The sequence below is a fragment of the Paludicola sp. MB14-C6 genome, assembly GCF_030908625.1.
Lineage (GTDB): Bacteria > Bacillota > Clostridia > Oscillospirales > Ruminococcaceae > Paludihabitans.
The window spans coordinates 19,973-32,964 of sequence record NZ_CP133133.1; the positions used below are offsets into that span (position 1 = coordinate 19,973).

Sequence of the window (12,992 nt, forward strand, 5' to 3'; positions counted from 1 at the left end):
AATTATTTAATAATTCAAGTATATCTTGCGCTTTTTTGATGTAAATTACTAAAATGCAGCTTAAAATTAAAATGTTTTGTTATTTGTGTCACTTGACAGAAAAGCCTGAAAAAATTATAATTAAAACTATACCAAGTCAGGTTTAACGCTATGTATTAAGCTTTTTGGGAAATAAAGCTTAATACATATTTTATATTTAAGGGCAATTTTTTTAATAGCGAAATTAACATAATGGGTGTAAAAGCTAATATTATGTTGATAATAAATCAAAATAGCCGATTATCGGCAGAATAGGAGATGACTATGGAAAACCTTTACAAACAGTTTTGTACAGAAGGCTTTGATGAACATGGTGTTCTAAATAAGTTTGATGTACAATGTCCTGACAACTTCAATTTCGCATATGACGTTGTTGACAAAATCGCAGAAATTGAGCCAGACCGTCGAGCAATGGTGTGGACAAATGAACAAGGTGATGAACGAATTTTCAGCTTTTCTGATATGAGTAAAGCATCTAACAAGGTTGCAAACATGCTCACAGACTACGGCATAAAGAAAGGTGATAAAGTCATTATAGTGCTAAAACGACACTATGAGTTTTGGTTTACCATTCTCGCTCTTCATAAGATTGGCGCTGTTACAATTCCTGCAACGAACCTTTTAACAACAAAAGATATTGAGTATCGAACAAATGCTGCTAGCGTAAAACACATTATATGCTCAGGTACTTGTCATATTACTGACTATGTTGATGAAGCTGAAGAAAAATGCGGTAAATTTGAAGCAAAATTTATCGTTCGTAATACAAAAGAGGGCTGGATTGATTTTGACAATGAAATGGAGAAATATCCGGATACTTTTGAACGAGTAGAAACACATAAAGCTGATGATATGTTAGCTTATTTTACATCAGGAACCACAGGCAATCCGAAAATGGTTATGCATGACTATTCTTATCCATTAGCACATATTATAACTGCTGTTCATTGGCATTGCGTAAAAGGTGACGGCCTTCACTTAACTTTAGCTGAAACAGGTTGGGGTAAAGCTGTTTGGGGCAAATTATATGGTCAATGGCTTGCTGGTGCTGGTATATTTGTCTATGATTTTGATAAGTTTGTTCCACATGATTTATTAGAAATGATAGAAAAATATAAAATCACAACATTTTGTGCACCACCAACGGTATATCGTTTCTTGATTAAAGAGGGAATGAAAGCTGAAAATTTGGCATCCTTAACTCATGCTAGTACTGCGGGCGAAGCGTTAAATGAAGAAGTATTCAAACGTTTTCGTGATGTTACTGGATTGAAACTGATGGAAGGATTTGGTCAAACCGAAACTACTTTGTTGCTTGCAACATTGGATGGAATGGAGCCAAAGCCTGGTTCTATGGGAAAACCATCACCACTATATAATGTTGATATTGTGGATGAAGATCTAAATTCTGTTGACGATGGTGTTGTTGGTGAAATCGTTGTTCGCCCAAGAAAAGATGGAACAAAATATGGATTGTTAAAATGCTATTATCGTGATGAAGCAAAAACCAACCAAGTTTGGCAAGGTGGAGTGTACCATACAGGCGATACTGCTTATCGTGATGAAGATGGCTATTACTGGTATGTTGGAAGAACGGATGATGTAATTAAGGCATCTGGTTATCGTATTGGTCCGTTTGAAGTTGAAAGCGTTTTGATGGAGCATCCGGCAGTATTAGAATGTGCAGTTACCGGTGCACCTGATCCCGTACGTGGTCAGGTAGTAAAAGCAACAATTGTACTTACAAGTCAATATCAACCATCAGATGAATTGAAAAAAGAAATCCAAAATTTCGTTAAGAAAACAACTGCGCCATATAAATACCCTAGAATTATTGATTTTGTACCTGAATTACCAAAAACAATCAGTGGTAAAATCAAACGAAATGAAATTAGAAATCAAGATAATAACTAATAAGAAATCCTCAGCTTTCGCTGAGGATTTTTTCATACTGAAGAGAACCAAAACGCAACAAAAAGTTAAATATTAGTAGAGAGTTACTTGCGAAAATTGTTTTTTCAAAAATGACATGTAGTAAAATTGTACTATTTAATCAAATGGCAATCGCGTGGAACAATTGCAGGTCGCATAACGATTTTACGATAAATAATCTAGGGGAGCAAATGAAGAATAATATAGCACAAGCTTTACCTTTATCAATTTCGTACAAGCTAAGACGCGATGTCATATAAAAAACAATTTTGAGAAACAAAGCATTTTTTATCCATGCTTTTTGGGGCGATTGCCAAAAAGCATGGTCAGGTTTGGGCGGATAGCCCAATATACATAATAGCAAGAATGGATTTAAAACTTGCAAATATCAAATAATTATTTACTTTTATTACATTGGTATAATGGTAAGCTTAAAATTGTGTTGTTCGTTTACTTTTAAATGTTGAATACCTTTTTTGCTTGTATATTGATTATCTTCATCGCTTCGTACCGCCATACCATTCCAAGGCTCAATACATAAGAAAGGCGCATTGAGTTTAGTAGGAGTCCAAAATGCAATTGCTTCAAAGTCTTTAAAGTGAACTTCAACACCTCTACCGGATTTTATGCTGTATAGTTTAACACTATCAGATTGTACTTCATCAAAGATAATTGCATCATCATCGAAATAATTGTTTTTTAGCATTATTTTTTTGTTGCCTTTTAAAAGGTCAACACGATGTGCAGGATTTATCTCTAACTTCTCGCAATCATAAACAGCATATCCTACAGGTTCTTCTTTGTTGAATTCTAAGCAGTAATCTTCAAATGTTTCATTTTCAGTTAACGGTACATTAAATGCAGGATGTGCACCCAAGCAGTAATCCATATCAGTTTCGCCTAAATTTAATACAGTATAGCCTATTTCTAATTGTCCACCATCCAAGGAATAGGTAAGTGAAAGGCTGAATTTATATGGATAAACTGCTAGTGTTTCTTCGTTGTAGGAGTAATTTAAAATTACTTTTGTTTCAGATTGAAACATTACTTTAAATTCTGCATCTCGGCAAAAACCATGCTTTGGAATCTCATATTCTTTTCCTTCAATGATTGTTTTGTTGTTTCTCAAATTGCCTACAACAGGGAACAATACAGGCGAGCTTCTGTTCCAATATTTTGCATCTTTTTGCCACATATATTCAACGCCGAAAACATCTTGTAAAGAAACAAGTTCAGCACCCTTAGTGTCAATATGTGCAATTGCTGAGTTTGATTTTAATTCAATAACCATTTTATATTCTCCAATTCTTTTTATAATTAAACAGTAATTCTGTTTTTAATAGCTGTAAATTTTTTGTCGCCAATCCCGCTGACTTTTAAAATGCCTTCAATTGTTTTAAAGGGGCCATGAGCTTTTCTATACTCAATAATCCGTTGCGATAAAACTTCGCCGATACCATCTAAAGAGCATAACTGTTCAAAAGTACCTGTATTGAGATTAACAATTCCCGTATATTCTTGGGGTTTACTAGAGGTCACTTTTGATGAAGTCGATTTTGAAGACGTAGTTGGGGCATTCTTAGATGAAACATTAGCATCTTTATTGTTTGGGCTTGGCTGTTTTGTTTCGTTTTCAGGTGTCTGATAATAAATTTCGCCAGTAGAAGCATCGCTTTTATAGGTGTGGCTGGAAGCAGTTTGAGTGTGATTATCGCCACTACTTAAATCAGCATTACTTGAGATTATGAGTCGGTAGTCATCATTAGAAGAGCTGGCTACCTCTTCCCAATAAGTATATCCTTCATTTGCGTTTGTACGAATGATAGTTGATTTTGAATCGGCAACTACATATACAATAAGGCAGATGCAAATAGTTGCTAAAATATAAAGCACAAATAGATAATGCGAAGCTTTCAACAGAAACACTCCTTAATTATTCAATATAACTTCCCGTAGGTTGTTGCAAAACATTTATTTTAGCAGGAATTTTTTCTTTTAATTCATTTACATGAGAGATAATACCGATATATCTACCACTGGAGCGTAAATCATTCAAACATTCAATTGCTTGATCGAGTGAATGAGAATCCAAAGAGCCAAAGCCTTCATCTATAAAAAGGGTGTTCAATTCAATGCCACCTGAATTTTGACTGATAATATCAGCCATACCCAAAGCTAAAGCTAAAGCAATTTTGAAGCTTTCTCCACCTGATAGCGTATTAACATGACGTGTCTTTCCTGTGTATGTGTCGAAAACATCGAGTGAAAGACCGGATGATTTATTGCCTTTTTCTTTTTCAGCACGCCTTATTAAAGTATATCTTGAACTTGTCATTTGTTCAAGCCTTAAATTAGCATTTGTGATAACATCATTAAAATAGGTAGCCAAAACGTAACGTTCAAAGTTTAATTTATCACTGTATTTTCCATTAGCAACTTCAAACAACTTATTGATTTGTGAAAATTGTTTGGATTGTTTTTCGTATTGATGTTGCTTGTTGTTTAGCTTTTGATAAAGCTCTGAATTTGTATGAAGTGAAGAAGTATAGCGAATATAAATGTCGTTTTTTTCTGCTATTTCCGATTCAATTTTTGTAGATTGTTCCTGTAAAGCATCCATATTTATCGGGGATAGCCCTGCTAATTGCTCACGTAAAGATGAATTTAGCTCTGTTTTCACACTGATATTTTTCTTATATTCTGAAATTTCATTCTCTAAAGCAGCGATTCTGTTTATTGTTATAAGCTTTTCTGTGAAAGTTTGTTCGCTTATACAAAGGGCTTCTAGCTTTTTATCAAATTCAGCTTTGTTTTTTTCATATTGCACCTTTAATTCTTTTTGGCTTTGCTTGTTTTGTGCAATTGCTTCTAACAGTCTTTCATTTGTTAATAAATATTCACTTCGTTTTGCTTCAGTTGTTTGTATAGATGCTGAAATTTTGTTGACTTTTGTTTGCAGAGTATCAATTTGTTGTATGATATCTTCTTTAGTTTGTGAAGTATGAAGAACCTTTTGCGTATTTGTGGCAATTTGGATTTGAACGTTTTCTAATTTCTCTTTTTGAATGGCAACTGCTCGTTGAATTTCGTTTATTTTTTTGTCAATTCCTTCTATTTTAGGTAGCGGAGATATTTTTGATAAATCATTCCGCAAATGAATACTATTAATTTCTGTGTCTAGGTTAGAAACAAGAGACACATATTCTTTTTCTTTTTGTTCAATAGAAACTAAGATATGTGATGGATTGAGTTCCGTTTCTTCTATGTGGTTTTCTTTCAACATTAAAATCAGCTTTGCTTGTGCTTGCTCTAATTCCTGTGTACCGACTTCATAAGCTTGCTTTGCTTGATTTAATATTTCTTGGGAAATAAGTGCTTCGTTTGTTTGGGCTGGTTTAGGATGCTTTGTTGATCCGCAAACAGGGCACATTTCCCCATCTACAAGATTTTTCGCTAATAGTGAGGCTTGACCGTTAATAAATTGATGGAAAACAGCTTGATAGTTATTTTTTTGAGAAAGAAATCTTTTTGCCGAATTTTGATATTCTGATAGTGCTTTTTTACATAGTGAAAGTTTGTTGATTGTTGCATTGACTTCTTCTTTTTGATTAGAAAGAGAAACATATGTTTTGAAATTGACAAGTGCATTTTCATTTTCAGTTAGTTTCTCTTGTTCAAGAAGAATGTGGTCAATCCCATTTTTGAGAGATTCAATTTCTTGAAGTACTTCCAATTGGCTTTTTAAATTCTCAATTTTCTTTAAGTATTCGGGAACGAAATTTTGCTCAGACTTAGCAACTGTATATTCAGCTTCACTTTGATCAAGTAATTCTTTGTTTGCATGAAAATGCTCTTGGTATTGCGTTTGCTTTTGCTCTAATTCATTTAATTTGTTAGTTGTTTCGTTAATTGCTTGATATAGAGGTAAAATATCTTTTATCTTTTTTAGCAATGCTAATTCTTTTTCTTTACTTTGGTATGTATCTTTTTGTTGTTGCAACAGCAATAAGTCATTTTGTGTTTTTTCTAATTGTGTAAATTTAGCGTTTATTTCTTTAAAATAGGGAATGTTTAACTCTTCTTTTTGTTTATTGAGCTTGGTAATGGTTTCTTTTAAATCGATTGTTTGAATGGTTAGTTCTTGATTAAAAGATTTAAGCAGCGTTAAAGTTGACAAAATATTTTTCTCGCTTTTTGTTACTTCAGTTGCTAAATCATGATTATCGAGACAAGAAATGCTGTTGATATATGTAGCACATTCGGTATATGTTGTTTCTAAAGATGATTTTATTTGATTGGTATTCACACGTAATTGTTCTGTGAAATCATCCAGTATTTTAGTGCCGAATATTTTGCGCAATATTTTTTGCTTTTCTGAACTATCATCAGAAAGAAAACGTCTGAATTCACCTTGGGGCAGCATCACAATTTTCTTAAACTGGTCAACAGTAATGCCAAGCAATTCTTCGATATATTTATCAACTGTAGCCACACCCGAGAGGATTTCGCCATTTTCTAAGGTTAAAGTAGCAGTTGAATTTTCTTTTACAATATTGTTATTGCGCTTTTTTCTGAATTGCATAGGTTCTCTGCGAATGGAATATTGCTTTCCTTTCACAATAAAGTCAAAACTTACATAGCTTATAGTGCTTTCATCTGCGAAGTCACTTTTAAAGGTATCGGATTGACGGGTATAGCCGCTTGCTTGTCCATATAAGGAGAAAGTGATTGCATCAAAAATTGTGGTTTTACCTGAACCGGTTTGCCCTGAAATGAGAAATAACCGTTCATTTTCAAAGTTGCGAAAATCAATAGCTTGCTTTTGGGCAAACGGACCGAATGCCTCAAATTCCAATTTAATCGGTATCATCTTGTTCTCCTTTCAGCGTTTTAAAAACAGTTTCAATATATTGCATTTGCTCTAAATCTAGCTCATCGTCCATTGCGTTATGATAAAATTCTTTGAATAAATCTGCATTTGACTTTTCCTTCAGTTCTGCGTGGGATTGTAGGTTATCACTAACATTTTTGCTTTCTAGGTTAATATATTTTAAACCAAGAATATTAGGAAAAACACCTTTTAAAATGGTAATCGCATGGAGTGCAATTTGTTCATCGGTAATATTTGCAAATACATAGTCGTCTGTATTGATATGGTTTTGCTTGTTGCTAAGGTAATCAAAACTTCCTTCAACAATACGAACATCCCGCAATGGTTTGATTTCTTTTGTTGTTATTTCAAGTCCCTCATTTGTAATATCAACAATTGTATAACTTTTCTTTTGATTTGCTTCATCAATTGAATATTTTAAAGGTGAGCCGGAATATCTCATTTTCTCGTTTCCAATTGTTCTAGCACTATGCAGATGTCCTAGTGCAACATAGTCAAATTTTGAAAATGATTTGGCATCCACTAAATCGCTGCCGCCAACACTTGCTTCATCCATACTATTAATTGAGCCATATTGAAAAAATCCATGTGCTATTAAAATGTTGATTTGTTTTGTATCTAAGTTTTCAATCATATCATTGCAGTATATTTGAATTGCATCGTTATGGGTTTTAATTTCTTGATTCGGATAAATACTTTTAATATTGTGTGGTTCAATATATGGTAATAAATAAAAGTTTGCAATTTCATTATTTTGAGTAGTAAGTTGTATTTTCTTAATTTCTTTTGAAAGTGTTCCAGCAATATATAATCCGGATTTTGATAATAAATCTCCAACAAAAGATAGGCGTTCTTTAGAATCGTGATTTCCGGAAATTAAAAATGTTTTAATTTTTAATTCCAAAATAATTTGACAAAGAATAGAATTTAGTAGTGAAATAGCGTCTGAAGAAGGAATAGATCGATCATATAAATCTCCTGCAATAATAAGTGCATCGGGTTTTAGCTCTTTCAGCTGCGCTATAAATTGGTCAAAGTAGTATTTTTGATCTTCTAATAAAGAATAATCATTTAAAATTTTTCCGATATGCCAATCTGCCGTATGTATAATTCGCATAGTAACCTCCAATAAAGTTAATACAATAAAGAATCTATTCTATATAACATGAAATCTTGAAATATATATAAAATAATTTTATCATATTAAATAATTTTTGCAATAAGTGGAAGGCATAAGACTTGTTTATTATTCATAATAATAAAATGGGAAGAAGCTAAATAAAAAAGGAATGGCATGAAGCCATCCCCTTTTTAATAACGTGCCTAGAGACTAGCAATTAACTAGCAGCATCCATTGTTGTTGCAGCCACAGCCGTTGCCAAGGCCACATCCGCCACAGCAAACCAATAGAAGAATGATGATAAGTATCCAGCTGCAGTTTCCGCCAAATCCACAATTGTTGTTACACATAATAAAAATTCCTCCTTAAAGTTATTACACCACATACTATGTTGAACTCTATTTTTGTGTTACATAAGTTTTTTAAAAAAATTATTGACTTTCTTTGACCTTTTGAATATAATAAATATTGTAAAGGTCAGTCAAGGTCAAAAGGATGGTGAATATGAATATAACGCAACTAATTGTAGACACTCTTCAACAATTATTGAATGAGCAAGATGGTACGATACAAATACAGCGAAACGAATTGGCAAATAAAATAGGATGTGTTCCAAGTCAAATTAATTATGTAATTACATCAAGATTTACAAAGGAACAAGGCTATATTGTTGAAAGCAGACGAGGCGGCGGCGGTTATATTAGGATAATTAAACTAGACCATTCCAAAAAGGAACTCTTAATGCATATCATACAATCTATTGGTTATGAAATTGATGAAGTAACTGCTCGAGCAATACTTCATACTTTATATCATGATGAGTTAATTACTGAGTGTGAAGCGAAGATAATGCTTGCTGCTATACTCGATAATAACTTTACGGGAATGTCAAATGTCTTAAAAAAAGCAGTACGAGCTTGTATTTTAAAATCAATGTTAATGAATGCAATATAAATATAAAAGTTGGAGGTTTTTTTATGCTGTGTGAGAAATGCAAACAGAATATAGCAACTAGTATCGTTACCAAAACGGTTAACGGAATGACAACAACGATTCATATGTGTGGAGAATGCGCATTTAAAGCCGGCTATTCAAATTTGTTTGGAAATTTTTCATTAAATCACTTCATGGCAGATTTAGAACAAAAAGCGAACAAAAAATTAAAGATATGCCCGAAATGCGGATCGGATTTTGCTGAAATTTTATCGAATGGAAAGCTTGGATGTAGCCAATGCTATACTGAGTTTAGAAATGAGTTGTTGCCAAGTATTGAAAACATTCATGGAAAAGCTTATCACGTTGGAAAAAAGCCTGCTCGTTACAGAGAAGCACAATCGGAAGCCAACTTAATGGATGAGTTAAAGCAAAAATTAAATGATGCAATTGAAAAGCAAGAGTTTGAGGCTGCTGCTGTACTTCGTGATGAAATTAAAAAAATGCAATCCGAGGAATAACAAAGATATTTTAAACTTGAATGAAATATTGAACAATATAGAAAGGAATGGACATTTTTATGGTGAAATGGTATCAAACGACATCGCAGCAAGATGATATTGTTGTTAGTACACGTGTTCGCTTAGCCAGAAATATAAAATCGTTACCGTTTAAAAATAAAATAACGAAACAACAACAAATAGAGCTGAATGATAAAGTCCGCCATGCTTTGGAACAAGCGAATCTTGGCGAAAATGCTTTTGATTTTATATATTTAGAGCAATTAAATGATTTAGAACAATTGGCTTTAGTTGAAAAGCATCTTGTAAGTCATAACTTTATTGAAGATCCAACAAACAAAATGGTTGCTATAACCAAAGATAATAGCATAAGTATTATGGTAAACGAAGAAGATCATATTCGTATTCAGGTTTTACAAAGTGGTCTTGATTTACAACACGCATTTGATACTTGTAATAAAATTGATGATTTGCTTGACGAGCAATTGGAATATGCATTTGATGAAAGGCTGGGCTATTTAACGTTTTGTCCAACAAATCTGGGAACCGGCCTTCGAGCATCGGTCATGCTTCACTTGCCTGCTTTGGAACAATCTCGTATTATACCTCAGCTTATTTCAACTGTAAGTAAGCTAGGGCTCACGATTCGCGGAACATATGGCGAAGGAACAAAAGCAATAGGCTCTACTTATCAATTATCGAATCAAGTTACATTAGGCCTTTCAGAGCAAACAGCAATCGAAAACCTTGAAAATGTTATTATGCAAATTATTGATAGCGAAAAGGCAACCAGAAAAGAAGTTTTAAAAAACAATATAGAAGTAATCGATGAAATCTGTAGAAGCTATGGAATTTTAAAAAACGCAATGCTAATGTCATCCAATGAATTTTACGAATTAGTCTCAAATGTTCGTTTGGGCATTTCCGAAAACATTATTAAAGATGTAAAAATAAGTGCTTTGAATGAGCTGTTAAATTTAATTGGAACAGCAAGTATTTGCGTTAACAATAACAAAGCATATTCTCCAAAAGAGCGAGATTATCATCGAGCAAAGTTAATTAAAGAAATGTTAATGTAATGATAGAAAGGAAGAAATAATATGTTTATATTTAATGGGTTTACTCAAAAAGCAAATAATGCAATAAACAGAGCAATAGCAATTGCTTCTGCTATGGGTCATACCTGTATCGGAAGTGAACATATTCTATATGGCTTGGTTGGAGAAGAGTCCAGTGTTTCTGCTACCATCTTGGCAAAATATAATGTTTCAACCGAAGAGATTGACCAAAAATTAAAACAAACCTTTGGAACAGGAATACAAACTAATTTATCACCGAATGATTTAACACCAAGAAGTAAGCGCATATTAGAAAATTCAATTTTTGAAGCAAGAAATTTGGGACATAAATATGTAGGAACAGAGCATGTATTGTTGTCTGTTTTACAAGAATCCGATTGTTATGCTGTTATGTTTTTGCAAGAACTTGGTGTAAATCCAAAGGAATTATACACCAACTGTGTAAAGGAGATTACAGATATTAATAGTGATGGTGAGCAAAAGAGTTATTCAGATGCATTCCCGAAAAAGCAAAAGAAACAAGGTAAAACACCAGCAACGGAATATGGCAAAGATTTAACCGAGCAAGCTAAAAATAATGCGATTGATCCGGTAATCGGCAGAAGCGAGGAGATTGAAAGAGTGATTCAAATCCTTTCAAGAAGAACCAAAAACAATCCTTGCTTAATCGGTGAACCCGGTGTTGGTAAAACTGCAATTGTAGAAGGTTTAGCACAAAAAATAGCAAGTGGTGAAGTTCCTGAAACAATCAAAGATAAAAAGATAGTTTCTTTAGATTTAACTGCAATGCTAGCGGGTGCAAAATATCGTGGCGATTTTGAAGAGCGTATAAAAAAGGTAATTGAGCAGGTTATCAGCCAGGGCGACGTTATATTGTTTATTGATGAAATACACAATATTATTGGAGCAGGTGCTGCAGAAGGCGCAATTGATGCTGCAAATATATTAAAGCCACAATTAGCGCGTGGAGAAATTCAGCTAATCGGTGCAACTACAATAGATGAATACCGTAAATACATTGAAAAAGATGCGGCACTTGAAAGAAGATTCCAACCGGTAACTGTAAATGAACCGTCTGAGGAAGATGCAGTATCCATTTTATTTGGGCTAAGAGATAAATATGAAGCTCATCATAAAATTAAAATTACGGATGATGCAATCAAAGCTGCAGTAACGATGTCATCACGCTATATTTCTGACCGATTTTTACCGGATAAAGCAATTGACCTAGTGGATGAAGCTGCATCTAGGGTTCGTTTAAAAGCATATACAGCTCCTGATTCAATAAAAGAGATTGAATCTAAGATTAAAGATATCAATGCGGAAAAAGCCGCAGCGGTAAATGCGCAAGACTTTGAAGGTGCGGCTAAGTATCGTGATAAAGAAAAAGAGCTACAAGAAAAATTGGAAAAAGAAAAACAAGAATGGCAAGATAAACGTGGAAGAGTAACAGGTGAAGTAACAGCAAATGATATTGCTGAAATTGTTTCAAGCTGGACTGGGGTTCCTGTAAAACAATTAACTGAAGAAGAAAGTGAGCGGTTGCTTCGTATGGAGGATATTCTTCATGAGCGTATTGTCGGTCAAGAGCAAGCTGTTTCTGCTATTGCAAATGCAATTCGTCGTGGTAGAGTGGGATTAAAAGATCCAAAGCGTCCATTAGGTTCCTTTTTATTCTTAGGTCCAACCGGTGTCGGTAAAACTGAAGTATGTAAAGCGCTAGCAGAAGTGTTGTTCGGTGATGAGAATGCAATGATTCGTATGGATATGTCCGAATATATGGAGAAACATGCGGTTTCTCGAATGATTGGTTCTCCTCCGGGCTATGTTGGATTTGATGAAGGCGGACAATTAACCGAAAAAATTAGAAGAAAACCTTACTCAGTTGTTTTATTTGATGAAGTTGAAAAAGCACATCCTGATGTATTTAATATTCTGCTTCAAATTATGGAGGATGGGGTATTAACCGATTCACAAGGTCGTAAAATTGACTTTAAAAATACGGTAGTAATCTTAACTTCAAATATTGGTGCACAAATTGTCTCTGAGCATAAAAATCTTGGCTTTACGGGAACAGAATCTGTTTCAGAAGATGCACAAAGAGACCGAAACATTATCATGAAAGAGTTAAAGAATCATTTTAGACCTGAAATGTTGAATCGACTTGATGAAATTATCGTATTCCATAAACTAAGTAAAGAAAATATTGAGCTGATTGCAAGAAAAATGCTTGATATTTTTGTGGCAAGAGTAAAAGGCTTAAACGTAAATGTTTCATATACTGATGCCGTAGTTCAAAAAATTGCTTCAATTGGATTTGATCCTGTATATGGTGCTCGTCCGCTGAGAAGAGCTATCACATCCCATATTGAAGATGTATTATCACAAAAGCTTTTAGATGGCTCTATTCACAAGAGTGATGATGTTGTAATTGATATTATTGAAGATCAATTTACATTTAATAAGAAATAGCTTAT

General features: G+C 33.6%; 10 protein-coding genes. 5 read left to right on the plus strand and 5 right to left on the minus strand.

Annotated elements, in window-relative coordinates; genetic code table 11:
- Nucleotides 1-303 precede the first annotated feature (303 nt).
- Nucleotides 304-1,953, plus strand: coding sequence for an AMP-binding protein (locus RBG61_RS00080; RefSeq protein ID WP_307944515.1), 1,650 nt, complete (start codon nt 304-306; stop codon nt 1,951-1,953).
- 427 nt (nt 1,954-2,380) lie between these two features.
- Here RBG61_RS00080 and RBG61_RS00085 read toward each other — a convergent pair whose 3' ends face one another.
- The 5 genes from RBG61_RS00085 to RBG61_RS00105 form a co-directional block, all read right to left on the minus strand.
- Nucleotides 2,381-3,262 (minus strand): aldose 1-epimerase family protein, encoded by an 882-nt coding sequence (locus RBG61_RS00085; protein ID WP_307944516.1) that lies wholly within the window; start codon nt 3,260-3,262, stop codon nt 2,381-2,383.
- A gap of 26 nt (nt 3,263-3,288) precedes the next feature.
- On the minus strand, nt 3,289-3,888 hold the full coding sequence (locus RBG61_RS00090) for a ComEA family DNA-binding protein (protein ID WP_307944517.1): 600 nt from the start codon (nt 3,886-3,888) through the stop codon (nt 3,289-3,291).
- Nucleotides 3,889-3,904: 16 nt separating this feature from the next.
- Nucleotides 3,905-6,841, minus strand: coding sequence for an AAA family ATPase (locus RBG61_RS00095; protein ID WP_307944518.1), 2,937 nt, complete (start codon nt 6,839-6,841; stop codon nt 3,905-3,907).
- Nucleotides 6,828-7,979 carry an exonuclease SbcCD subunit D gene (locus tag RBG61_RS00100; protein WP_307944520.1) on the minus strand — a complete coding sequence of 384 codons (1,152 nt, stop codon included), beginning with the start codon at nt 7,977-7,979 and terminating at the stop codon, nt 6,828-6,830. Before RBG61_RS00100 ends, RBG61_RS00095 begins: the two co-directional genes overlap by 14 nt.
- A 224-nt stretch (nt 7,980-8,203) precedes the next feature.
- Nucleotides 8,204-8,332, minus strand: coding sequence for a hypothetical protein (locus RBG61_RS00105; protein WP_307944522.1), 129 nt, complete (start codon nt 8,330-8,332; stop codon nt 8,204-8,206).
- A 154-nt stretch (nt 8,333-8,486) separates the two neighbouring features.
- On the opposite strand from RBG61_RS00105, the gene RBG61_RS00110 reads away from it, so the two are divergent.
- From RBG61_RS00110 to RBG61_RS00125, 4 genes are read left to right on the plus strand one after another with little or no spacing between them, the layout of a single operon-like run.
- Nucleotides 8,487-8,936, plus strand: coding sequence for a CtsR family transcriptional regulator (locus tag RBG61_RS00110; protein ID WP_307944523.1), 450 nt, complete (start codon nt 8,487-8,489; stop codon nt 8,934-8,936).
- A 23-nt stretch (nt 8,937-8,959) separates the two neighbouring features.
- Nucleotides 8,960-9,436 carry a UvrB/UvrC motif-containing protein gene (locus RBG61_RS00115; RefSeq protein ID WP_307944524.1) on the plus strand — a complete coding sequence of 159 codons (477 nt, stop codon included), beginning with the start codon at nt 8,960-8,962 and terminating at the stop codon, nt 9,434-9,436.
- Between the two features lie 59 nt (nt 9,437-9,495).
- Nucleotides 9,496-10,515, plus strand: a complete 1,020-nt coding sequence (locus RBG61_RS00120; protein ID WP_307944526.1) for a protein arginine kinase — start codon at nt 9,496-9,498, stop codon at nt 10,513-10,515.
- A 21-nt stretch (nt 10,516-10,536) separates the two neighbouring features.
- Nucleotides 10,537-12,987, plus strand: coding sequence for an ATP-dependent Clp protease ATP-binding subunit (locus tag RBG61_RS00125; RefSeq protein WP_307944528.1), 2,451 nt, complete (start codon nt 10,537-10,539; stop codon nt 12,985-12,987).
- The last annotated feature ends 5 nt before the right edge of the window (nt 12,988-12,992 follow it).

Excerpts from the sequence above, each read along its gene's own strand:
- RBG61_RS00080 (WP_307944515.1), top strand. The coding sequence starts at position 304 with ATGGAAAACCTTTACAAACAGTTTTGTACAGAAGGCTTTGATGAACAT.
- RBG61_RS00085 (WP_307944516.1), bottom strand. The coding sequence starts at position 3,262 with ATGGTTATTGAATTAAAATCAAACTCAGCAATTGCACATATTGACACT.
- RBG61_RS00095 (WP_307944518.1), bottom strand. The coding sequence starts at position 6,841 with ATGATACCGATTAAATTGGAATTTGAGGCATTCGGTCCGTTTGCCCAA.
- RBG61_RS00100 (WP_307944520.1), bottom strand. The coding sequence starts at position 7,979 with ATGCGAATTATACATACGGCAGATTGGCATATCGGAAAAATTTTAAAT.
- RBG61_RS00105 (WP_307944522.1), bottom strand. The coding sequence starts at position 8,332 with ATGTGTAACAACAATTGTGGATTTGGCGGAAACTGCAGCTGGATACTT.
- RBG61_RS00110 (WP_307944523.1), top strand. The coding sequence starts at position 8,487 with ATGAATATAACGCAACTAATTGTAGACACTCTTCAACAATTATTGAAT.
- RBG61_RS00115 (WP_307944524.1), top strand. The coding sequence starts at position 8,960 with ATGCTGTGTGAGAAATGCAAACAGAATATAGCAACTAGTATCGTTACC.
- RBG61_RS00120 (WP_307944526.1), top strand. The coding sequence starts at position 9,496 with ATGGTGAAATGGTATCAAACGACATCGCAGCAAGATGATATTGTTGTT.
- RBG61_RS00125 (WP_307944528.1), top strand. The coding sequence starts at position 10,537 with ATGTTTATATTTAATGGGTTTACTCAAAAAGCAAATAATGCAATAAAC.